Annotated in this window: 29 protein-coding genes; 9 read left to right on the top strand and 20 right to left on the bottom strand. The window is 70.7% G+C overall.

Going from position 1 to position 20,049, the window contains the following annotated elements; genetic code table 11:
- Nucleotides 1–242 precede the first annotated feature (242 nt).
- Genes GT354_RS18440 through GT354_RS18425 form a run of 4 tightly spaced genes read left to right on the top strand, consistent with a single transcriptional unit; the run spans nt 243 to nt 1,568 of the window.
- Nucleotides 243–380 (top strand): hypothetical protein, encoded by a 138-nt coding sequence (locus GT354_RS18440; protein WP_161357394.1) that lies wholly within the window; start codon nt 243–245, stop codon nt 378–380.
- The gene (locus tag GT354_RS18435; protein ID WP_161357393.1) at nt 380–868 is read left to right on the top strand and encodes an ATP-binding protein; all 489 of its coding nucleotides are present in this window, start codon (nt 380–382) and stop codon (nt 866–868) included. Before GT354_RS18440 ends, GT354_RS18435 begins: the two co-directional genes overlap by 1 nt.
- Nucleotides 865–1,269 carry a hypothetical protein gene (locus tag GT354_RS18430; protein WP_161357392.1) on the top strand — a complete coding sequence of 135 codons (405 nt, stop codon included), beginning with the start codon at nt 865–867 and terminating at the stop codon, nt 1,267–1,269. Before GT354_RS18435 ends, GT354_RS18430 begins: the two co-directional genes overlap by 4 nt.
- Nucleotides 1,266–1,568 carry a winged helix-turn-helix domain-containing protein gene (locus tag GT354_RS18425; protein ID WP_161357391.1) on the top strand — a complete coding sequence of 101 codons (303 nt, stop codon included), beginning with the start codon at nt 1,266–1,268 and terminating at the stop codon, nt 1,566–1,568. The genes GT354_RS18430 and GT354_RS18425 overlap by 4 nt, the downstream gene beginning before the upstream one ends.
- A gap of 39 nt (nt 1,569–1,607) precedes the next feature.
- On the opposite strand, the gene GT354_RS18420 is transcribed toward GT354_RS18425, so the two are convergent.
- The 4 genes from GT354_RS18420 to GT354_RS18405 all read right to left on the bottom strand — a co-directional run bounded on the left by GT354_RS18420 (nt 1,608) and on the right by GT354_RS18405 (nt 4,018).
- A complete protein-coding gene (locus tag GT354_RS18420) occupies nt 1,608–2,444 on the bottom strand; it encodes a hypothetical protein (RefSeq protein WP_161357390.1) in 837 nt (278 codons plus the stop codon).
- Nucleotides 2,441–3,232: a ParA family protein gene (locus GT354_RS18415; RefSeq protein ID WP_161357389.1), complete on the bottom strand. Its 792-nt coding sequence runs from the start codon at nt 3,230–3,232 to the stop codon at nt 2,441–2,443. The genes GT354_RS18420 and GT354_RS18415 overlap by 4 nt, the downstream gene beginning before the upstream one ends.
- A gap of 262 nt (nt 3,233–3,494) precedes the next feature.
- Nucleotides 3,495–3,740: a hypothetical protein gene (locus GT354_RS18410; protein WP_161357388.1), complete on the bottom strand. Its 246-nt coding sequence runs from the start codon at nt 3,738–3,740 to the stop codon at nt 3,495–3,497.
- Nucleotides 3,737–4,018, bottom strand: coding sequence for a hypothetical protein (locus tag GT354_RS18405; protein ID WP_161357387.1), 282 nt, complete (start codon nt 4,016–4,018; stop codon nt 3,737–3,739). The genes GT354_RS18410 and GT354_RS18405 overlap by 4 nt, the downstream gene beginning before the upstream one ends.
- A 261-nt stretch (nt 4,019–4,279) precedes the next feature.
- Between GT354_RS18405 and GT354_RS18400 the strand changes: the two genes are divergently transcribed.
- The gene (locus tag GT354_RS18400) at nt 4,280–4,501 is read left to right on the top strand and encodes a helix-turn-helix domain-containing protein (RefSeq protein WP_346012073.1); all 222 of its coding nucleotides are present in this window, start codon (nt 4,280–4,282) and stop codon (nt 4,499–4,501) included.
- A 28-nt stretch (nt 4,502–4,529) separates the two neighbouring features.
- Here the strand turns inward: GT354_RS18400 and GT354_RS18395 are convergent, their stop codons facing one another.
- The 13 genes from GT354_RS18395 to GT354_RS18335 form a co-directional block, all read right to left on the bottom strand.
- Nucleotides 4,530–4,868, bottom strand: a complete 339-nt coding sequence (locus GT354_RS18395; RefSeq protein WP_161357386.1) for a hypothetical protein — start codon at nt 4,866–4,868, stop codon at nt 4,530–4,532.
- Nucleotides 4,869–5,013: 145 nt separating this feature from the next.
- Nucleotides 5,014–5,193 (bottom strand): hypothetical protein, encoded by a 180-nt coding sequence (locus GT354_RS18390; protein WP_161357385.1) that lies wholly within the window; start codon nt 5,191–5,193, stop codon nt 5,014–5,016.
- A 59-nt stretch (nt 5,194–5,252) separates the two neighbouring features.
- Complete coding sequence (locus GT354_RS18385) at nt 5,253–5,957, bottom strand: NUDIX domain-containing protein (RefSeq protein ID WP_161357384.1); 705 nt, start codon at nt 5,955–5,957, stop codon at nt 5,253–5,255.
- Nucleotides 5,954–6,346 carry a hypothetical protein gene (locus GT354_RS54160; protein ID WP_161357383.1) on the bottom strand — a complete coding sequence of 131 codons (393 nt, stop codon included), beginning with the start codon at nt 6,344–6,346 and terminating at the stop codon, nt 5,954–5,956. Before GT354_RS54160 ends, GT354_RS18385 begins: the two co-directional genes overlap by 4 nt.
- A 195-nt stretch (nt 6,347–6,541) precedes the next feature.
- Nucleotides 6,542–7,000: a hypothetical protein gene (locus tag GT354_RS18375; RefSeq protein WP_202512017.1), complete on the bottom strand. Its 459-nt coding sequence runs from the start codon at nt 6,998–7,000 to the stop codon at nt 6,542–6,544.
- Nucleotides 7,001–7,094: 94 nt separating this feature from the next.
- Nucleotides 7,095–7,664 carry a hypothetical protein gene (locus GT354_RS18370; RefSeq protein WP_161357382.1) on the bottom strand — a complete coding sequence of 190 codons (570 nt, stop codon included), beginning with the start codon at nt 7,662–7,664 and terminating at the stop codon, nt 7,095–7,097.
- Between the two features lie 88 nt (nt 7,665–7,752).
- Nucleotides 7,753–8,511, bottom strand: coding sequence for an RNase adapter RapZ (locus GT354_RS18365; RefSeq protein ID WP_237535130.1), 759 nt, complete (start codon nt 8,509–8,511; stop codon nt 7,753–7,755).
- Nucleotides 8,469–8,957 (bottom strand): hypothetical protein, encoded by a 489-nt coding sequence (locus GT354_RS18360; RefSeq protein ID WP_161357380.1) that lies wholly within the window; start codon nt 8,955–8,957, stop codon nt 8,469–8,471. Before GT354_RS18360 ends, GT354_RS18365 begins: the two co-directional genes overlap by 43 nt.
- A 104-nt stretch (nt 8,958–9,061) precedes the next feature.
- Entirely contained in the window at nt 9,062–9,769 is a 708-nt protein-coding gene (locus GT354_RS18355; RefSeq protein WP_161357379.1) for a hypothetical protein, read from the bottom strand.
- Between the two features lie 193 nt (nt 9,770–9,962).
- Nucleotides 9,963–10,421, bottom strand: coding sequence for a DUF6166 domain-containing protein (locus GT354_RS18350; RefSeq protein WP_161357378.1), 459 nt, complete (start codon nt 10,419–10,421; stop codon nt 9,963–9,965).
- Between the two features lie 34 nt (nt 10,422–10,455).
- Entirely contained in the window at nt 10,456–10,692 is a 237-nt protein-coding gene (locus tag GT354_RS18345) for a hypothetical protein (RefSeq protein WP_161357377.1), read from the bottom strand.
- A 116-nt stretch (nt 10,693–10,808) separates the two neighbouring features.
- A complete protein-coding gene (locus tag GT354_RS18340; RefSeq protein ID WP_161357376.1) occupies nt 10,809–11,297 on the bottom strand; it encodes a hypothetical protein in 489 nt (162 codons plus the stop codon).
- Between the two features lie 249 nt (nt 11,298–11,546).
- Entirely contained in the window at nt 11,547–12,119 is a 573-nt protein-coding gene (locus GT354_RS18335) for a recombinase family protein (protein ID WP_161357375.1), read from the bottom strand.
- 257 nt (nt 12,120–12,376) lie between these two features.
- On the opposite strand from GT354_RS18335, the gene GT354_RS18330 reads away from it, so the two are divergent.
- From GT354_RS18330 to GT354_RS18320, 3 genes are all read left to right on the top strand, one after another.
- Nucleotides 12,377–12,763: a hypothetical protein gene (locus tag GT354_RS18330; RefSeq protein WP_161357374.1), complete on the top strand. Its 387-nt coding sequence runs from the start codon at nt 12,377–12,379 to the stop codon at nt 12,761–12,763.
- A 269-nt stretch (nt 12,764–13,032) separates the two neighbouring features.
- A complete protein-coding gene (locus GT354_RS18325) occupies nt 13,033–13,674 on the top strand; it encodes a chitin binding peritrophin-A domain-containing protein (RefSeq protein ID WP_161357373.1) in 642 nt (213 codons plus the stop codon).
- 241 nt (nt 13,675–13,915) lie between these two features.
- A complete protein-coding gene (locus GT354_RS18320) occupies nt 13,916–14,341 on the top strand; it encodes a hypothetical protein (protein WP_161357372.1) in 426 nt (141 codons plus the stop codon).
- A gap of 225 nt (nt 14,342–14,566) precedes the next feature.
- Here GT354_RS18320 and GT354_RS18315 read toward each other — a convergent pair whose 3' ends face one another.
- The 3 genes from GT354_RS18315 to GT354_RS18305 form a co-directional block, all read right to left on the bottom strand.
- Complete coding sequence (locus tag GT354_RS18315) at nt 14,567–14,821, bottom strand: RNA-binding protein (protein WP_161357371.1); 255 nt, start codon at nt 14,819–14,821, stop codon at nt 14,567–14,569.
- Between the two features lie 350 nt (nt 14,822–15,171).
- Nucleotides 15,172–18,213, bottom strand: coding sequence for a Tn3 family transposase (locus GT354_RS18310; RefSeq protein ID WP_161357370.1), 3,042 nt, complete (start codon nt 18,211–18,213; stop codon nt 15,172–15,174).
- Between the two features lie 114 nt (nt 18,214–18,327).
- Nucleotides 18,328–18,627 carry a hypothetical protein gene (locus tag GT354_RS18305; RefSeq protein WP_161357369.1) on the bottom strand — a complete coding sequence of 100 codons (300 nt, stop codon included), beginning with the start codon at nt 18,625–18,627 and terminating at the stop codon, nt 18,328–18,330.
- Between the two features lie 155 nt (nt 18,628–18,782).
- Between GT354_RS18305 and GT354_RS18300 the strand changes: the two genes are divergently transcribed.
- Nucleotides 18,783–19,880 carry a tyrosine-type recombinase/integrase gene (locus GT354_RS18300; RefSeq protein WP_161357368.1) on the top strand — a complete coding sequence of 366 codons (1,098 nt, stop codon included), beginning with the start codon at nt 18,783–18,785 and terminating at the stop codon, nt 19,878–19,880.
- The last annotated feature ends 169 nt before the right edge of the window (nt 19,881–20,049 follow it).

The following is a 20,049-nucleotide window of genomic DNA, read 5'->3' as shown; positions in this document are numbered from 1 at the left end:
ACACTCCTAACGGCAATCCCCACACCAAAACGACGGGTTCGGCGGGAGTGGACGGCCACGCTTTCGACCTGCCCTCACGGTCCGCCGCGCCGTTGACTGGAACGTGACGGCCCACCCGCCGCCCGCCTCTCCCACCGGCCGGGCGACACCGCCGCGTCACCGCCGGGCCTACAACCGGCGGCGAAGCGGCGGGTGGGCCCGTCCCTCCCCCGCGTTCGCCGCACCCCAGGAGGCCCCCCGGCATGCCGAGCACACCCACCGCGCTTGACCGGGCCCGCCGCCTCGCCCGCGACCTGGTGGCCCACGCGGACGACGTCGACGCCTCGACCACGGATCGCCCCGCACCCGTCCAGTCACCCTCGATCGCCCGGAGTACGTGATGGCCGCACGCCCCCTGCCCGCCCGGCGACGTCGGCCGGTGCACCCGCCGGACGCGGACGGCACCGGATACGCCTACGCCCGGGTCGCGGCGAACGAATACGGCCCGCGCGCCGCCCGGGAGCTCGTGCTTCGGCGCCTGATCGGCTGGGGCGTGCGCGAGCGGGCGGTCCTGGACGTCGTCCGACTGGGCGTGAGCGAGATGGTCACGCACGCGGCGCGCGACGCCGGCTCCTCGGGCGTGGTCGAGCTGTCCGTCCGGTACGCGCACGGCTGGGCCCACGTCACCGTCGCCGACGCCTCCTCACACCACCCGGCCGCCCTCGCCGGCGACGACGACACCACCGCGGCGAGCACCCCGCCGGGACAGCTCGGCCTCTACATCGTGCGCCGCCTGGTCCAGGCGGCCGGCGGCCGCACGGCGGTCACCGACCCGCCCGGCGGCGGCACGGAACTGGTCGTGTCCCTGCCGGTGGGGCGCGCGGCGTGAACGCCCACGCGCGAGGCCCGCACCTGGCCGCCACAGGCGTCACGTTCGACGTGATCGCAGTCGACGCCCCCCTCGGCCTGGCCGCGCTGCGGCTGCTGCGCGAACGCGAGGTGGCCGTCGGCGCGGTGATCCTCGACCGGCGGTGGCACCGGGTCGGGATCCTCGTCCCGCCCCAGACCGTCGAACCCGTCCCCGAGGACGAACTGCGTTGCGGCCCGCGACAGGTCGGGCTCGGCGCCTGGGTCGTGATGCCCACCGGCGACCCCGACGCGACGGTGGCATGGCTGCGGCCACCGGCGGCCGCGGACGGCATCGCCCACCACCTCACCCCCACCCGGATCGTGCGCGAGGCGATCCGCGATGCCACGACCGCCCTCACCGAAGAGGAACCCCAGCCGTGACCCACCACCCGCACCACGACCTGATCGAGCTGCTACTACGCCCGGCGCGGCTGTCGATCGTCGCCGCTCTCGCGGCCGAACCCGAGAGACGGATGTGGGTCGCCGACCTGCGTGCTCGCCTCGAACTCCCCGACACCCGCTGCTCGATCCACCTCGGCGTCCTGGTGGGCGAGGGCTGGATCGAGCGACGCAGGAGCGGCCGGCGGATGCAGCTCACGCTCACCGACGTCGGCCGCGACGGATACGAACAGCACCGCGGCGCGCTGCTCGCGATCGTGGATCGCCCGACCCCACAGTGAAGCCCCGCACCATCAGTGCGGGGCTTCACCATCGGTCCGCTACTCGATCGGTTTGCCGTCCCGGGTGACGGTGAGGCCGAGGACGTCCGCGATCGCGACGACGTCGGCGGTCAAGTCCTGGACGAGTCGGGCGGCGTGACCGGCGTGGGTGCTCGTGGCCTCGTGGACGGCTGTGCGGGTCACCGTGACGCGTACCCGGGCAAGTCGCTCCTGGGCCCCCTGCAGCCGCTCGAACACGGACGCGCGAGAGTCCCGGGGGGCGGCCTTGACTGCGGCCTGCTCCGGGGCCGGGGAGAACCCGGCTGCCTTGCGCGCCTCCTTCAGGGCCGCGCCGGTGACCTTGCCGGACTCCTGGGCCGTGGCGATCAGCGCCTTGGCCGCTTCGACGCCGTGGTGGTCGACGACCGGGGCCAGGATCTTGGCGTGGGATTCGAGGATCGGCGTGTCAAAAAATTTTGTCAGCGCGAACATCACGGGCGCCGCTTCGAGGATCTGATAGGCCCGCTGGCGGCTGATCCCGAACCTCTGCTCGACGTACGACTCGAACGTGCCGTGCGTGACCTTGTACAGGTCGCGGCCGCGGATCTCGCCCAGCGCCATGCCGATCTCCACGGTGACGCGGGCCTTCGCCGCCGCCATCGAGGTGCGGTGAGTCTCGGCCGCCGCGTCGATCGCAGCCTCGTAGACACGCAGTTGCTCGGCGGGCGTGCCGGTCACCGTGACCGGGTCGACCACGCGGGCCTGCCGCGCACCGGGCACGAGCGCGGCTGCGGTCGACGCCGCCTCTGCGATCTGGTCGCCGACCAGGATGGTGCCGCCCGTGACGGTGGGAAGTTCGGGTTTCCGTACCACGCGGGGCTTTTTCGCGGTGCTCACGAGGTGGCTTTGATCAGGCGCTCGGCGAGCTGGCCGAACAGCGCACGGGCCTCGCGGCCGCCGTCCGTCCTCTGCGCGAGCAGCGGCCCCTGCGACTCGTCCGCGTCCTGGATCGCCGTGCGCACCGGGATGGTCGGCTGCCACAGCAGATCGCCGAACGTCTCGGGCAGTGCCTCCAGTTGGCCGAGGTGAGCCGGCTTGCGGACGTCGTACCCGGCTGCGATCACGCCGAGCATGGACAGTTCCGGGTTGGACAGGTTCGTGCCCTGCGCCTCCACGAACGCTCGGAACCTCAACGCGCCCTCGATCGAGTAGTACTCGGGTTCGGTGACGCCCACGGCGTACTGTGCCGCCGCGAGGGCCAACTGCGTCAGATGGAACAAGCTGGGAGGGCAGTCGAACAGCGTGTAGTCGAAGCCGTCGTCTGCTCCGTCCAGAGCGATTGACAGGCGCCGGTGTGCTCCGATGACACCCGCCTCGCTCATTCGGTCCTCCAGGGCCAGCGTGGACGGGCACACGGCGATCCGCGTTGCGTACTCGGCGTCCCAACCGCAGGGCCAGATCGAGTTCGCCGCCGCGCCCAGCGTGTTCGCCTTGATCGCCTCGGAGATCGTTCGTTTGCCCAAGTCGCCGACGACGCCCAATCGGCGTGAGCTGTTGCCCTGGGGGTCCATGTCCACGACCAGGACCCGCTTGCCGAGGGCGGCCAGTGCCTCGGCCGTGCGGACTGTGACCGTGGTCTTGCCCACCCCGCCCTTGTTGTTGCCCATCGCGATCCGCGTCGCCATCCGCCGCACCCCTCTCCGGTCCCTCGGCGGCCCCGTGGCCACCACCGGAACCGTAGCCGCATGACACCGGGCGGCATGCCCGACATGCCCGAAAGGGGGAATCGGCGACGGCTGCCGAGTCGCAGTTCCTCACACCGGGGTTGTGACGTTAATCGGCGCGGCGCTCTCGGAGGTCCCGGCGCACACGACGAAGGCCCGCCGCGAACCGTCTCGGCGGGCCTCGTCCGGGTGACGTCACGGTGGGGGCCGGGACGCCGACCGGCTACGGCGGCTCCTGGACCCTGGTGACCGAGACGACCTTCACCGCGTCCGACACGTAATAGACCGTGATGCAGCCGCCGACCACGGCCTGGCGGTAGTCGCGCTCGCGGATCGCGGTCGAGCCGCTGCCGTACGGGTCGTTGGCCACGCTGTCGATCTCCCGGTCGAACCGCGCCCGGACGGTCGCCTGCAGCGCGGCGATGCTCGCCCGCGCCTCGGAGGAGTACTGCACCCGGAAGCGGCTCACCGCGCCGAACTCGCGCTCTCCTCGTCCAGGCCCGCGAAGTCGGAGAAGTCCCCGGCTCGAAGCTGTTCGACGAGCGCGTCGTCCTCGTCGATCGCCTCCTGCGGCAGGCCCCACCGGGCCGCGACCAACGGGACCTCCAACAGCGGCGCCTCGTCGACGGCGCGATCGAACTCGGCGCGCTGATCCTCGGGAAGGGACGCCCGAATACCCCCCAAGGTCCCGGGCAGGTCGACGACCTGGCCAGCGATCCGGGTGCGCAGGTAGGGCTGCTCGGCCATCACGGTGCTCCTTGTCGCGGGGCGGACGGTGCGTTCCCCAGTGTGCTCTCCACCTCGAGGGCGGGGCAGTGGCGAAAGGCGGCGCACAGGCGCACCGGTCGCGCCAAGAGGCGAATAACGTTGTCAAACCGCAGGTCAGGGCACCTCTAACGATGTCATTCGCCGAAACGCTGTCACCGCGCACGGTCGTTGGTGGCCCCTGCGGCGAACTCGCGCGTGGGGACGGGGCGGTGCGGGCACCGGGTAAATGGAGGTGACCGGATCGTGGAGAGGATGCGCCGGGGCAACATGATCTCCGGCGAAGCCCGCCGACAGATGGCGTTGGCGATGCGCGCGATGTACGAGGCCGGTGCCTCGATCCGCGCCGTCGCGGCCTCCACCGGACGGTCGTACGGCAGCGTGTCCCGCATGCTCGCCGAGGTCGGGACCACCATGCGCACCCGGGGCGGCGCGCGACCGAACCGCAGGATCGACCGGCGATAACGGTCGGGCGCCGCAGGTCGGCCGTGGTCTAACTGTCCGAACCGCCGACCGCAGGGCCCGCGTCGGCGAACAGCGCGAGCGTCTCGTGCGCCTGGTCGTGCTCGCCGCGGTCGTCCTGCGCGACGTCGACGTAGCCCTCGGGCGGCTCGGCGGGCGCGAAGTCGACGAGCGTCAGGAGGTCGAGTTGCCTGGGGCCGGCGTGGTCGGGGGTCTCGGTCGCCGGGGTCCACGAACCCCGGCACGAGATCGGGGCGCCGGCCAGGCGGGCGTGCCCGGGACCGTCGTGACGCCACACGTCGTGGGACGCGGTGAGAGCGACCCGGCGGCCGCACACACCGCACGTGCCCCGGGGGCGATGCATGCTCATGTCCCCATGATGCTGGCGATCGGCGTCGTATCGGCACGATTCGCCGGGTACACGGGCGCCGGGCATGCGGCAGGCCCACCGCGAGCGTGCGCGGTGGGCCTGCCGTGGGATGTGTCTGCCCGGGTGATGCAGGTGTGCGGTGGGCCTACTCGTCGTCGTCGACGTGTTCGGTCCAGGCGAGCAAGGACAGGGCGCTGTGCGCGCGGCCGATCGCCTCCTGGACCTGTCGGAGCGCGATCGCGGCGTCGGTCAGTTCGAGGTCGACCGCGGCGAGTCGACCGTCGGTGTTCCCGTCGTCCGCCTTGACGTTGCCGGTGGCGGACAAGCGGGCCAGGTTCGCGCGGTGCGGGCCCGACCGACCCGTGCATGCGTGATGTTGACTTCCTAGCGGGTGGCCGGGCTTGCGTCCCGGGCTTCACCGAATTCGGCAAGGTGGTCCAGGGCGCGCTGCAGCAGGGGGCGGTGCGCGGCGTAGAGGGTGCGCCCGGCGGCGGTGATCGCGTCGTCGAGCCGGCCAAGGGAGCCGAACGGCCACCAGTTGGCGTCGAGGGCGTCGTCGGCGGCGACGGCGGTCACCGTGGCGGGAAGTAGGTAGAGCGCGCTGGTGGACGCGACCCACGCGTGATCCGAGGCGCGCCAGTCGTCCACGACGTCCCGGCCCAGGATGATCGGACGGTGGTCGGAGAGGTCGACGCCGGTCTCCTCGCGCAACTCGCGGACCAAGGCTGCCGGTGCGGTCTCGCCCGGATCGACCATGCCGCCGGGAATCGCCTCCACTCGGATGTCGTCCCGAGTGATCAGCAGCACCCGGCGCTGGGCGCCGGTGCCGGCGACGACGATCGGGTCTGCGGCGGCGTTCTCGCCCCACTTCCCCAGATTCCGGCCGCACTTGCCGGTGCGGCCGTGAGGGTGCAGCGGCCAGCCCCGGCCGTCGAGGTCGAACGGGACGAGCGCGCCAGCTCGGCGCTGGTCCCAGTCGTGCACGTCGGCCGGCGTGGGCGCCGCCTCCGCCCAGTCGGGCACGTGACGGGCCAGCGCCGACGGCCGCAGCTCGGGTGGCGTGACGTCTGTGGGCGTGTACTCGGTCACGACTTCTTCCCGTCGGTCGAGGACGTGCTGCGGCCCATCTGGCGCAGGCCCGCTTCGTAGGTGCTGCGTGCGCTGCTGCGGGCACCGACGTCCCCGGTGAGGTTGCCGGCGAGCGTGGCCCAGCTCATCCCTTCGTCGTGGGCGAGGACCGCGAGGAGCCGCACGCGACGCGTGAGCTCGGTGGCGAGGTACGCGGTGGACCGGAGGATGGCCGCGCGGTCGGACTGGTCGACGGCGGCCAGGTGCCGGTCCGCCAGGCTCAGGGCGGTGAGCGCCCGTTCGAGGTTGCCGGTGTCGACGACCCGCGCGAGGTCTTCCTGCCAGTCGTCGTCGGGTGTCCACTCGATCGCGGCGGAGGTGGCGCCGGTGCGGGTGACAGACACGGTCATGCTGTGATCCCCTTCCGTAGTGTGCGTTTTCCGCACACCCCCACTGTGTGGAAAGCGCACACCCTTGTCAAGGGGTTCGACAACATGGCGCCGTGTCCATTCGGCTGGGGTCGGTCGACCTGTAGGCGGCGTCCGGAACGACGAGGCGGCCCACCGCGAAGTACGCGGTGGGCCGCTTGCCGGTTGGTACGGGGGTCAGAACGCTTCGGGGTCCTGGACGGTCCAGCCGGACTCGGTGTCCGGGTCGAACCGCTTGCCGTAGCGGACGACGATGTCGACGAGGTCGCCGTGGCCGGTGGAGTGGGCGACGGCGCGCAGGACGAGCCCGGTGGTGTGCTCCCCCAGGCCGGGAAGAGCGTCGCGAAGGTCGATCGATGCCCCGGCAGCCAGGCTTCCGGCGATCGCGAGGACCCGTTTCTCGGTGGAGGAGCCGGTGAGGTCGGCGGCGGCGACGTCGGCCCAGCGGACGAAGGCCAGCGGCGGGCCGCCGGTGACGTCGGTGTAGTCGACGAGCCGGCGGAAGTCTTGTCGCCGGAGCCACGATTCGTGGGCGGCGAGCAGCTCGACCGCGGCTTCGCCGCTGAGCGTGCCTCGGACCTGGGCGCGCAGGGCCGCAAGAAGTTCGGTGGTCTCCAGGTCGATCGCGGTTGTCACGGGATGTCCCTCCAGGGTGATGTTCGGGCGGATGGTTTGCTGTGGGGTGCGTGGTCGGGCCCGATACCAGCGGGCCCGGCCACGCGTACGACCGCTATCGGCTGTGCAGTTCGGCGATCCGCGGCGCGAGATCGGCGTTGACGCCCTGGACCAGAGCGTCGATCGCGGCACGGGCCCGGGCGTACAGGGCCGGGCCGTCGGTGAGCACGGGCTCGGGCAGCCCCCAGGTGCCGGCGGGGACCACGATGGTCGCGGTCACCAGCACGGCCAAGGACTTCCGGCTCGGTTCCTCGACGGCCCGGTAGGGCCCGGCCTGGTGGCCGTAGGGGTCGATGGTCCAGTCCTGGGCGCGGGGCCGGCGTGCGAGCGCGTGGTGGTGGATCGGCACCTCCGCGATCGCGATCGGGCCGCCCTCCTGGTAGTCGACCTCGATCCGGATCTGCTCGATGTCGGGGCGGACCCGGACGTAGCCGGGCGACATGATCGGCCCGGACGCCACCCGCCACGCCCACGCGCCGAACTCGGCCGGGTCGTCGACGCCGTCCAGTTCGGTCAGGTACTGCCGGAGGTACGCGTCGTACCGAGATTCGTCGGTGGCGCGGTCGCGGTCGTAGTCCGCGTCGACGCACACGACCGTGTGGTCGTTCCACTCGCTGCTGGTCATCGCTGTTCCTGTCTCGATCGGATGAGGTTCACCCTGCCGTCGGCGCGGGCCGGGGCGGGGACGTTTCGGTGTTTCCGCCGGGCGCGGGTCAGGAATCGGTGCGTTCGGCGGCGGGGGAGATCCAGCGGCCCGACCCGTCCGCGGCGAGGTAGGACATGTTCGCCACGGCGTGGCAGGTGCTCGGGGCGGTGTCGCCGTCGAAGCGCACCCGCAGGTACTGGCCGGCGGTGTCCACGACCGTTCCCTCCCAGTCGGCGTGCCGGACTCGGTCGCCGACGGCGACGCGGATCCCGAGTCGGCCGAAGCCGTAGTAGGTGTGGATGTGTTCGAGGTCCGCCGCGCGGCGGACCTCGGTCTCGCGGACCGTCGCGGGGTCGGTGCTGTCGGCGTGGGCGACGGAGGGCAGCACGGGCAGGTGCACGTCGCGGTGCTCGATCGTCGCGGCGATCCCGGCCTCGGTGACCAGCTCGTGTGCCCGGCGGGCCATACCGACGCTGCGGTGCCGGCCGCCGATGCACGCGACCCCGACGACGATGTCCGCGCCGGTGTCCTCCCACAGGGCGGTCGCGGTGGCGGCGGCGTGCGCGGCCAGGCGCCCGGCCCCGGGCGTGGCCAGCACGTGCCGGTACACGACCTCGTCCAGGCCGGTGAGGTGGCGCATCGCGGGGTCGTGGTGCGGGTTGCGCAGCACGCCGCCGCTCACGTCGTAGGTGATCGTGGCGGTCGGAGCGGGTCCGTGGCCGGTGCCGTACGAGACGAAGTGGATGGACACGAGAACTCCTCTGTTTCGTTGTCGGTGGGTTGTTACCGGGCGGGTGCGAGCAGGGTGGGGCCGACGCCGAGCCAGCGCGGCATGCGCGCGGTCTCGGGCACGGCCGGTTGCCCGGTGCGGTGGGTGTACTCGTTCAGGAAGCGGCGGAGCGATGCTCCGGCGGCGCCGGGGTCGCGGCGTCCGGCCTGGACGTCGGCGAGGATCGGCCGCAGCGGGTACGTGGTGATCAGGACCCGGCCGCGTTCGGCGACGTCGGCGTGGTCGCCGGTGATCACCAGCCAGTCGGCGCCGTGCAGGCCGGTTTCGAGCGCGAGCCGGTCGACGCGGTCGCCCAGGACGTCGCCGCCTGCGGTCCACGCGTACCAGACCCGTGAGCCGCCGTCGGGCCGGCGGAACGCGAACCACAGCAGCGTCTCCGGGGCCGCGTCGGTGGCGACTCCGTCCACGACGGCCTTCTCGACCGGGGTCGGGTCGCCGGTCGGCGCGAGGATCACGGGCGCGGTGATGGTGGGTGTTGTCATGGTTCCCCCTTCGTAGTGGGGTACGGGGCTTGTGTCACCTCGCGTACGCGTGCGCGCGTAGGGACGGTCCGGAAAATCCGGAAACCCCTCCGACCTGGGTTTCTTCAGGGGCTGATTACGTGTGCGCGCAGATCGGCGGCGCGGGCGCGGTCGGCGGCGGCGCTCTCGACGGCCCCGGCACGGTGGTCGGGGTCGAGCAGGTCGGCGAGGCGGTCCCACGCGGCGGCGCGGCGGTCGTAGACGAGGGCCAGTCGTTCTCCGGTCCAGCCGGCTCCGACGGCCGACGTGGTCAGGGCGAGCAGGTTGGCGATCTCGTGGCTGGGGTGGATGGGGCCGGGCTCGGACAAGTCGACGCAGCGTAGGTCCGCCCACGCGCGCAGCAGGGTCAGGGTGGCGCCGGGGTTCAGGAGAGGTGCGTCCGAGGTGCCGGTGGCGAGGGCATCGGCGCGGAACTCGCTCCACTCCCGCACCGACTCGCCGTAGGTGCCTTCGGCGGCCTGGGCGCTCACGCCCGTCGCGCCGGTGCGGGCGTTGGGCAACGCGGCGCCGATCACGCGCCAGCTCGTCCCCGCCTCGCGTTCGACGACGACCGCGGCCTCCAGGACGTCCCGGACCCGGTCGGCGAGGAGGACCGCGCGGGCGACCAGGTCGCCGGGTTCCTCGCCGAAGGGGTCCTCCGCGAGGGCGATCGCGCGGTCGGCAGCGTGGGCGGCGGCTTCCTGCAGGAGCAGACGCAGGATCGCGCTGTGGGAGTACGAGGTGCGATCGAGGCGGGCGATGTCGGCGGGATGAGGTCTATCAGGTTCGGTCATGGGGTCACCGTGCACCCGAAACCATGGTCAACTCAAGCTCACCTTGAAAAGTCATATTCATCAAGATGAGCTTGATGCTTCGCGGTGTTCGTCACGAGTGGGTCGTGTGACGTTAATCGGCCCGGCGCTCGTGGACGCGGCGGTGACGCGAAGGCCCCCGGACCCGCGTGGGTCCGGGGGCCTGAACCGCCGGTCAGCTCACCGGCACCTCGGGAAGCTTCACGAGGGCCTGCGGCAGGTCGGTGACACCGTGCTGCAGGTACCAGCCGCGGGCCCAGCGCAGGATCGCGCCGTGGCGCAGGCGCCATTGGTCGCAGGCCGTGGACAGGAAGTCGCTGCAGAACGCCTCGCGCAGCCGGGCGATCGGGTCGTACTCCCAGTCGGCCGTGCGGATCGCGTAGGCGTCCAGCCCCAGGACGTCGGCGAGGATCGCGGCGGCCGCGTTGCTGGTCCCGGTCCCGTTGTAGCCCCAGCCGTAGCCCGAGGTCTCCGTTCCGCGCAGCTCGCGCAACACCTTGACGCCGACGCGTTCCGTCGGCCCGGTCATGGCCTCCTCGACCAGGACGTGGGCGAGGATCCTGGGCCCGGGCAGGTGCCTGCTCTCGGGGCCGGTCTGGATGCCGTGGTACACGCGGTCCTGCTGATCGACCATCGTCCGCTCCTTGTTCGTGGGCATCGGCGTGCGGCTACGGCTTGTAGGCGATCGTGCTGATGTTCTCGGCGATCCCCATCAGGCGTCCGTCGATCAGGTCCAGTTCGCGGGACGTGTCCGGCAGGGCCGCGAGTCGATACGAGATCGACAGCAGCGCGTTGACGACGGCCTCCGCCTCGGGGGTGCCCACCAGGCCGTCCTCGATCGCGACCGCCGCGTTGTCGGCGAACAGGTCGGCCATGTCCGCCAGTTCCTTCTTCGTGTATGCCACGGACGATCTCCTTCGCAGATCCCGGTTGGTCTCTCGATCGATACCGGATCGCTCCAATCCGTGACGACGGTTCGGCGGTTCGTGGCCGGATCCGCGCGCACTTCGACCGGCGGGCCCTACGTGTCGTCGTCCTCCCGGTCCTCGTCGTCGGGGCCGTAGCGGGCCTCGAAGCGGCGGGTGGCCACCGCGTGCCGGGCGGTGCTCTCCTCGCGCAGGACGGCGGCGATGTCGGCGACCAGGTCGGGTTGGTCGTGTTCGAGTCCGTCGTTGTAGGCGGGCAGGGTGGCGTTGCGGACGATCCACAGCAGCGCCCTGCCCGAGCTGCCGACGCGCAGCGCGGTCCGCAGCTCGCCCGGCCACCGGGCCGGCTCGAACGCCGGGCGGGGGAAGATCCGCCGGTTGTCGCGTTCCTGCAGGACGCGTTCGGCCCGGTCGGCACGGGCCTGGAGGTCGGGCACGGCGGCGAGGCGCACCGCCAGGTCGCGGATGCGGTCGACGTTGGCGTCGGTGAACTCGCGTTCCGCACGGGCCTCGGCGCGTGCGTCGCGTTCGGCGTGGACGCGGTCGAGCTGGGTGCGGGCGTGCCCGGAGGCGTCGCCGCACAACGAGACGAAGCGACGCTCGGCCGCCTGCCTGGACTTCAGCCCCAGGGCCTGCGCGATGCGTTGCCAGGTGACCTTCTTGGGGTGCCGGTAAGAACGCTGTCACCAGCCGCAAACGAGGGGTGTCGGGGGTGTGACCGAGATACGGACCAAAGGGGCACCCAGATGACCTTGAAGTCCTGATGCCCTCGGACTCGGCCCCGTTGTCCTAGCTCGGACACCAGCCGCAATTTAGCGATCTGCTCCTGGGTATCAACTGTCGACGGGGGTCGCTGCTGGGTTGAGGGTCTTGTGTACAACGCCGACGGACACCTTGACTGCGACGGCGATCTCGCGGATTGACTGACCTTCGGCGCGGCGGGCGAGGATCACGCGGCGCTTGTCGTCGTCGACGACGGGACGTCGGCCGCCGACACGGCCGCGCGCTCGGGCGGAGTCGAGGCCGTTCTTCGTCTTCTTCACGATGTCGCGGCGCCGGTCTTCGGCAAGGGCGAGGGCCAGGTCGAGGATGAGCGAGCGTTCGGTGTGCTCGCCGGCGGCGATGCCGTCCAGCACCTTGACCGCGATGCCGCGCTGGAAGAGGTCGTTGAGGACGATCAGCCCTTCCAGGAGGTTGCGGCCGAGGCGGTCGACTTCCTGGACGGTGAGCATGTCACCGTCGCGGAGGTGGTCGAGGGCGGCAGTCAGGCCCGGCCGGTCGTCGACGGCGAGCTTGCCGCTGATCCTCTCCTCGAAGACCTTGAGGCAGATCGGGCCGAGGGCGTCGTGCTGGCGCCGGGTCTTCTGCTTGTCAGTGCTGACGCGGACCAGGCCGATGAGCGCCACGGGGCACCCTCTCTGTTCATCAAACGCCTTCGGGTAGCTATCTGAACGCTAGCAGTTGATGAACGGGAAAATGAACGACTGGGGTGGAAGTTCGGGAGTTCGGCGGTGCCGGGGGCGGGTGTTCGGTAAACGGTCGATAGATGAACGCGGGCGCATGCCCTGACTACCTGGCACGGTGGCGAGGGAGGGTGATTTCGAGAGCACCGTGACTCTCCCGCTTAAAGATCGTTTTCTGTGCAGTCCCGCACACTTCCAGCATGTGGGTTCTTTCCGATACGGAGATTCGCGATATGGGTGGCAAGCGTTCGATGGCGGCATGGAGCCGTTCTCTGCTGGTGCTGGGCATGGCGGCCGGAGGCATTCTGTCGGTCGCGACTGTTCCGGCGGCGGCAGACAGCTCCACGTTCACCGTGCAAGGTGAGCAGTCAGAAAACGGCGGGGTCTCCTACGCGCAGTGCCCGGAAGGCTCCCACCTGATCGGCGGCGGCTACTACGCACCGGATCCTGCCTACACCAAGGGTGGTTCTCCCGCGGACTCTGTCGACGCCAACGGTCCGTCCCCAGCACGGCCCGGGGCCTGGGTTGCAAAGATGCACGTGAGGTCGGTGGTCGCCTTCGCTCTGTGCGAGAAGGACGCGGCCTGACCTCGCGGTCGTGCGGGCGCTCCGTACCGAGCGCCCGGTCCGCATCGGGCCCCGCCGTGTCGTACGCGTAAGCGAGGTTGTTCCGCGAGGCCAGGGAACGTAGGACCGCTGAACAGTGCGAACAGGGCGGGTCGTCGAACTGGAATCAAGATCGGCCAGTTGTCGCTACTGACCGTTCCGATCCTCCCCGAGGGCCAATATGGATCGTTTGCCAGCGAAGTTGGATCGGACGTACGTGACGGTTTGCCGTGAACGGCGTTGATCACATCATGAAGAAACTGATTGCGGGCGCGGTCCTCGGTCTGACCGCCTTCGTTAGCGTCACCGCTCCGGCGCAGGCCGGTACCTCCCCCGTGGGGGCCGCCACCGGCAGGACCGGCGGTGCTCCGGCTGCGGGGGGTCCTGTGACGGCGTCCCACTTCGACTGTTCCGGCCACGAGGACGGGAACTACCCCGACCCCAACGACAGCAGCGGGTACATCGCGTGCGTCGCCAAGAAGTACGCGTACGCCATGTCCTGCGCCCAGGACACTGACGGTCGGCTCCTGTTCTACGTCGCCGGCAGCGGGCCCGACCCCACGAAGTCCCGTTGCGACTACCGCTACCTCACCCGCGTCACACCCACGCTGACTGCAGGCACCCTCCGCGCGCAGGACACGGGCGCGGCGACGGCCCTGACGGCCACCATGACGCTTGACGGCGAGCCCGTGACCGCGGCCCGCATCACCTTCACCGACAACAAGGGCCGCCAGCTCTGCGAGACGTACACCGACAGCCAGGGCGCCGCTGCCTGCGCCACGCTCCCCGGCCCCTCCAGCAGCACCTTCGCCGCCATGTTCGCCGGTGGATCCGCCGACCCTGAAAAAGACGGCGGCTGGCAAACCGCCGAAGCAACCGGCACCCTCACCTGAGCCATCCGGGCGGGGCCAGGCACCTTCGACCGGGCCCACCGGCTGCACACACGCTCGTGTGCGTCTGTTTGTGCGTGAGTACCCGGGAGGCGCACATTCGGTGCGTCACCGGTTGTGCGTCGGCTCGTTGTGCGGGGTGGATCGACGCCCCCCGTATCGGTTCCGTCGTGCCCGGCAGCCCGCTCACCCCCGTGGCGGCCGCCGGGCCGAGCCCCGTGACAAACGCACCGCGGAGGTGTCGATGTTCCTCGATGAGAAGTTCCAGGCGCTGTTGACCGAGTACCTCAAGGCCAATGGCTGGGCGGACCAGGCCGACAAGATCGTGGACATCGGTGCGGTGGGCCTCACCCTGGGCCCGTGGAAGTCCCGCGTCGACGTCTATCCGATCGAGGGCCTGGTCCAGGTGACCTCCCCGATTCCGATGACGCTGAGCGACATGGCGCAGCGGGGCAGCCAGGACGCGAACCTGGTGTGGGACGACCTGCGGGACAACCTGCCCGGGTTCATCTCCGGGCCCGCCATCCGGCCCGACGTCATGGCATCCAACCACTACTGCTTCACCGGGCTGCTGACCAAGGACACCGCCAAACATCGCAGCCAGTTCGACAAGTCGATGTGCCACTTCCTGGATCGGCGCCACGCCATCCACGAGAAACTCGGCGTCTGACCCGACGGCCCGGAGCCGGGCACGACCCCTCCTGCAGCCCCCAAGATCATCCCGTGGCGGGTTCCTGGCGTACCTGGGCCATGCCCCAACTTCGGTGAGAGTCAGTCCAGGCCCGCCCCCACCCTCTTGCAGGTGGGGGCGGATGGGCGTGCCGACGCCCGGCGGCCGGCCGGGCGTCGACTGGCGCTCGATGGAGGGTCTTGGCGACTGCCTGTTAGGCGAGTTCTACTTCGCCTGGCGTGCGACCCTCTCCCTTACGCCGATGGTGCGGCTGTTGAGGTCGGTTCCGTCCAGGGCCGCGATCGCAGCCGAGCAGTCCTGTTCCGAAGCGAAGGTAACGAACCCGAACTCCCTGCGCTGCTGCGTCTGCGAGTGCAGGGGCACGACCACCTTGGTCGGGTGGAACTGCGCAAAGTGCATCATGATCGCCTCATCGGTCGTGTGGATAGCGAGGTTGGTGACGGCGGCGTCGAGTGCCATGGCGATCTTCTCCTGTGTGGATTCGTTGGGCAGGTCCGGACGGTGGGCCTCAGCTCCGGTGGGCAAGCAGCGGAACCTCAGCCGACGCGAGGGGGTGCCGTGATCACGGCACCCCCTCGCGTCGGTTTTCGGAATGGTTACGCGAAGCACGCTCTGCTCAACGACGGGTGGCCGGCATGGGTACGACCTGCCGTGTCGCCACCGGAGCGGTGAGCGCCGCGGTCTTCTTCCGGCAGGTACCACCACCAGGCGGGGCAGGTCAGAACGGTGGCTTCGGCACAGACCGGGGCAGCCGCCTTGGGGTTGCGAGATGCCGGAGTGACCCGCGCGCAGTGCCGTACGGCGCAGGTTCATCCGTTCTCCACGGTGGATCGCGCGGCATGGTCGGCCGGGCCCCGGGGGCCCGGCACGGAGACCGCAGCGAGGTTGAGACGGGCGCCCATGTCGAGGTTCACCTCACCGTAGGGCCGGACATGGGACCAGAAAAGCGGGGTCAGGCCGCGCCGGTCCGCGGGCGTGAGGAGGTCGGCCCACTGCGGTTCACCGAGGATGTCCTGGAGCATGAGGGTGTTCACGTAGACCAGGGCGGATTGCAGGATGCGCAGGCACAGCACGAACATTTCCTGTTCGTCGCGCCGGTTGGAGGCGATCTCCCCGCCTTTGCCGTAGGCGATCACGGAGTTCGCGCCGTTGGAGGACTCCATCACGTTCAGGCCCTCTTCGATCTCCCGCTGGAGGTCCCGCAGTCGCAGGTACCGGGCCACGAAGATGGTCTTCTGGGCGCGGCCGACCTCCAGCATCGCCGCGTAGGTGGGGTGGGAGGCGTTGCGGGTGAAGCGGCGCAGGATCGCCTCGGTGGACGCGGTACGGGTCCGGATCGCGGTGGCGTACTTGATCATCTGGTCGTACTGCTGGGCGATGAGTTCCCAGCGGATCGGGCGGGTCAGCGCCGGGCTCAGCCGCGGGTAGGCGTCCGGCTCCCCGGCCACCGGCCGGTACAGCTTCACCTTGTTGATCCGCTTGATCCTGGGCAGCAGGTCGAAGTTCAGCAGCCTCGTGACGCCGAAACCGATTTCCGACTGGCCATGGCTGTCTGTGTAGTTGGCCTCGACGTCCATCGTGGTGCCGTGCCGCATCGCGCCCTCGATCATCGCGGCGACCTCGGAGGCGGTGCAGTTGATCAGCTGGGAGTGGATGGCCAGGGACTTCTTCTCCACGTGCCAGTAGATGAGCACCCCGCGGCCGCCGTAGCGCGAGTGCCACTCGGTGAACAGGTTCTGGTCGTAGGCGCGCACGTGGGTGGAGTCGGAGGCGACCGCGGTCGAGCCCTGGCCCCACAGCTCGGTGCTGCGGGCGGCGAAGGTGGCGTTCGCGATCTGGACGGCGATGGCGCGGGCCGACTCCGCCGACAAGTACCGGCGCCGCACGTACCGCAGCTCGTCCTCGGTGTGCCCGTGACCGCCGGACGCCACGGCTTTGATCCCGGTGTTCGTGCCGTACGCGTAGATGACCAGCAACAGGCGCTCCGCCAGCACCTCCGGCGAAAGACTGCCGCCGCCGGAGACCGAGGTGACCGCGTCCAGGCAGCCGGTCCGCAGCACCGCTTCCTTCAGCATGTCGACGAGCGGCACGATGCCCCACCGCCGGGCAACCTCGCCCTTGATCCTGCGCAGGTTGCGCGGCTCGGGCTGGGCCTCGGCCGGCGTGAGCCGGATCGCGCCGGACTTCCTCTCGGCGATGTCCAGCCAGGACAGCTTCGGCATCTGGTCGTTGAGCAGGGTCAGCTCGGCCGTCATCTGCTCGCGCAGTTCGTCGACGAACACCGCGGCGTCCAGCGGCTTGCGCAGCTCCCGGTAGTTCTCCGCCCGCCGGGCCTCGAAGTCCTGCGGCAGGTCCTCGTCCGGGTTGCGCCACTTGTCGGCGCCGACCACCCAGATCTCCTTGCACTTGAGCTGGTCGCGCAGGGCCTGGAAGGCGACGACCTCGTAGACAATGCGCACCACCCGGCGCCGGCCGTGCTTGTCGGTGCGGTGCACGACCTCCGCCCAGTCCCCGCCCATCGCCTTGTGGACCGGGACCGTCTCGCCCAGCGGGTAGTACGTCGTGTTCCCGGCGCTCGCGTAGCGCGCCACCAGCGCCAGGGCCTCGATCACGGGCCGGTGGGCATGGTTGGAGGAGCGGAACTCCAGCACGTCCAGCAGCTTGATCAGCCCGCGCCGGTAGTGGTTGGTGTAGGACGCCTTCAGCGTGGTCTGCACCGTGCGCCGGTAGACCGGCCCGCGGGTCTTGAACTCGTGCACCAGCTCCCGCAGTGTCGCCTCGCCCCCGGACACCGCAGGGAAGACGACCTGGCGGACCGTCCCCTCCGGGGCGCCGAGCGACGCCTCGGCGAGCTTGAAGAGGATGTTCTCCTTGCCCGACACCTTCTTGAACGCGTTGATCAGCTGCTCGGTGACCTTCTTCTCCGCGCGCGCCCCGATCCGGTGCACTGTGGAGATCAGCAGCTCCACCAGCGTGTCGGTGATCTCCCGCTCCCGCTCGTGCAGCAGCGCGGCCAGCAACGTCACCCGCAGCGCCACCGGATGCGTCCGCAGGTGGGACGGCGACTCCACCGCGGCCCGCGCCCGCCAGCCGGCCACCACCTTCGGCGCAACGTCGATGAACAGATCCCGTGGCAGGCCGATCGCCCGCACCACCAGGAGCTTGTCGATCTCGGTGAGCATCGTCTCCAGGCTCACGTTGCCCGGCGCTTCCTTGACCTTCCCCAGCACCGGCGGCGCATCCTCGCCCTCCGTTCCGCCGCCCGTGGGTCCGGCGTCGTCCTGATCGTCGGTGCCACCCGCCACCAGCGCCATGATCCGCTCGATACTCTCCGCGGTCAGCCGCAAGGAGATCAGGGCCGTCAGCGACTCCTCGGCCGCCCGCAGAGCGGCCCCCACGATGCGGTCGCACCGGCCCGGCGTGGGCGGCTCGATGCTCTCCTCCCGGCAGCGGGCCAGCAGTTCCACCCGGACCTGCTCGGGCCTGCGTTCCTTGTGCGCGACGTGCTCGGCCAGATACTCCGTCAGCTTCTCCGCGTCCGCGACGCTGCACTCACGGAAGCCGAGGTGCTCCCGGATCTGCCCGCGGTGGTACTCGACCGTGCGGCCCGTCCAGTCGTAGGACTCCAGCCCCGAGGCGGGAACCTGCACCTGCCGGGCGACGAACTCCACGGCCTCACCGGGCAGCTCTGCCCGGTTACGGGGAAACCGGCCGTACTGCGTATAGAACTTCAGCAGCACGGCGAAGCCCAGCCGCGTCGCACCACGCTTGCCGGACACGAGCCCCTGCTCGTCCTTCAGCAGCGTCCAGTGCTCGACGAGTTCATCCAGGTCTAACGGAGTACGGGCCACAATCGCCGATCGTCCTCGTGGAGCCTCACCCACCGCAGCCGTACCGCCTCGGACTCACCCACACGGGTGACGCCCTCGCAAGATCACCACCGTTTGCGGCTGGTGACAGCGTTCTTACCGGCACCCCTTCTTGCGGCGGGTCGCCTCCAACAGGTAGCCCTCGGCGTCGACCAGGTCGGCCTGGAGCTGCTTGACCACGAGCAGCGCGGCGAGCAGGTCCGTCTCGCTCGCCTGCCGGGTCTGCCCGAGGTAGGCGGCCGCGGTGAGCTCGTCGAGCCGGCCGGCGACGTCGGCGATCCGCCACAACGGGTGGTCGTCGCCGTCGCGCTCGTACTCGTCGACGGCGGACAGGTGGTACCAGGCGTACCGCCGGTCGGTCTCCTCGCGCGGTCGCTCCGGTTCGGTGCTCGCCACGTTTCACTCCCTTGGCTCGGGTGCCGTCGGATCGACGACATCACGTGTCGTGTGAACGACGACGGCATTCTCGCCGTCACCGCCCCGGCGGACCCGATCGCCCCGGACCAGGGCGCCACCCGCTCATAAGATGGATTATGAGCTAGCCTTTGATCATGGAACCTGGGGCCGAACAGCAGCTCGAACACCGACCGTCCGCCGAGATCGCCCTCGCGCCCAGCCGCGCGGAGGACGCCTTCGCCCGCATCCGCGAGCAGCTCGGCACGGTGGCGCCGCGCGACCCGGTCACGCGCAAGCTGCGGGAGCGGCGCGAGCGGTTGGCGATCCTCGCCGAGATCTGCGAGCGGCCCACCTTCGACGTCCTGGTGGCGTGGCTCTCCAGCACGCACGTCCCGTCGACGAACACCAAGCGGGCCTACGCCGACGACCTCCGCTTCTGGGCCGAGTACGCGGCCGAACTCGGGCACGAGCGGTTTTCGATCGGCTGCCTGAGCGCGGACGACTTGACCGTGTGGCGCCTGGCGGAGGAACGACGCGGCGCCAAGCCCAGGTCCATCAACCGGCGGCTGTCCACCATGTCCTCGCTCGCGCGGTTCGAGGCGGACCGCTCCCAGCGTCCGCTGGTCAACCCGGTCACCCGCGACAACCGCATCAAGGTCGACCGCGGCGACACCTCCTCGGACACCCCCATCCTGGAGAAACCCGAGCTGCAGCGCGTCCTGGAGAAGTGCGCCGACGCGCGCGAGGCGTTGGTCGTCACGCTGGTGTACACGCTGGCCGGGCGGGTGAGCGAGATGTGCGAGGCCGACGTCGACGCCCTCAAGCGGCGTGGTGACGGCCGGACCCTGACCCTGCGGCGCAAGGGCGACAAGACGAGCGACTTCCCGCTCCCGGCGGAGATCCGCGCGCTGTTCGACGTCGTCCTGGACGGCCGCACCGAGGGGCCGCTGCTGCTGGACGCGAGCGGGGCCCGGCTCGACCGCTTCGACGTCGACCGCATGCTCACCCGCCTCGGCCGGCACGCCGGCGTCCTGCCCGACCGCGACCTGACCCCGCACGTCCTGCGCGCGAGCCGGCTCACGCACATGCACGACGAGAAGGTGGACATCGACGACATCAGGTCGTACGCCGACCACGCCGAACTCGCCACCACCCTGGTCTACGTCCGCCGACGCGACACCGGCGGCAAGCGCGCCGGGCACGCGGCGGCCGCCGTGCCGGTGTACGGCGACCAGATCGCCCGCTGGGTCTGACCCGGGAAGGGGAACGCCCGGCGACCTCGGGGGACGGGTCGCCGGGCGTGCGGGCTCCGGCCACGGGGAGGGGCCGGTCCACGCCCCGCACAACGACCGCCGTGCGGCCGGGTGACGCACACACGGCTGTGCGTGTCCTGTGTGTGTGTGTGTGTGTGTGTGTGTGTGT

This window comes from Streptomyces sp. SID3343, from assembly GCF_009865215.1.
GTDB lineage: Bacteria > Actinomycetota > Actinomycetes > Streptomycetales > Streptomycetaceae > Embleya.
The sequence above is the reverse complement of the archived record's forward strand: the minus strand, read 5'-3'. Positions and strand labels throughout refer to the sequence as shown.

Excerpts from the sequence above, each read along its gene's own strand:
- GT354_RS18440 (WP_161357394.1), top strand. The coding sequence starts at position 243 with ATGCCGAGCACACCCACCGCGCTTGACCGGGCCCGCCGCCTCGCCCGC.
- GT354_RS18435 (WP_161357393.1), top strand. The coding sequence starts at position 380 with ATGGCCGCACGCCCCCTGCCCGCCCGGCGACGTCGGCCGGTGCACCCG.
- GT354_RS18415 (WP_161357389.1), bottom strand. The coding sequence starts at position 3,232 with ATGGCGACGCGGATCGCGATGGGCAACAACAAGGGCGGGGTGGGCAAG.
- GT354_RS18405 (WP_161357387.1), bottom strand. The coding sequence starts at position 4,018 with ATGGCCGAGCAGCCCTACCTGCGCACCCGGATCGCTGGCCAGGTCGTC.
- GT354_RS18395 (WP_161357386.1), bottom strand. The coding sequence starts at position 4,868 with ATGAGCATGCATCGCCCCCGGGGCACGTGCGGTGTGTGCGGCCGCCGG.
- GT354_RS54160 (WP_161357383.1), bottom strand. The coding sequence starts at position 6,346 with ATGACCGTGTCTGTCACCCGCACCGGCGCCACCTCCGCCGCGATCGAG.
- GT354_RS18370 (WP_161357382.1), bottom strand. The coding sequence starts at position 7,664 with ATGACCAGCAGCGAGTGGAACGACCACACGGTCGTGTGCGTCGACGCG.
- GT354_RS18360 (WP_161357380.1), bottom strand. The coding sequence starts at position 8,957 with ATGACAACACCCACCATCACCGCGCCCGTGATCCTCGCGCCGACCGGC.
- GT354_RS18355 (WP_161357379.1), bottom strand. The coding sequence starts at position 9,769 with ATGACCGAACCTGATAGACCTCATCCCGCCGACATCGCCCGCCTCGAT.
- GT354_RS18350 (WP_161357378.1), bottom strand. The coding sequence starts at position 10,421 with ATGGTCGATCAGCAGGACCGCGTGTACCACGGCATCCAGACCGGCCCC.
- GT354_RS18330 (WP_161357374.1), top strand. The coding sequence starts at position 12,377 with ATGTGGGTTCTTTCCGATACGGAGATTCGCGATATGGGTGGCAAGCGT.
- GT354_RS18325 (WP_161357373.1), top strand. The coding sequence starts at position 13,033 with ATGAAGAAACTGATTGCGGGCGCGGTCCTCGGTCTGACCGCCTTCGTT.
- GT354_RS18320 (WP_161357372.1), top strand. The coding sequence starts at position 13,916 with ATGTTCCTCGATGAGAAGTTCCAGGCGCTGTTGACCGAGTACCTCAAG.
- GT354_RS18315 (WP_161357371.1), bottom strand. The coding sequence starts at position 14,821 with ATGGCACTCGACGCCGCCGTCACCAACCTCGCTATCCACACGACCGAT.
- GT354_RS18300 (WP_161357368.1), top strand. The coding sequence starts at position 18,783 with ATGGAACCTGGGGCCGAACAGCAGCTCGAACACCGACCGTCCGCCGAG.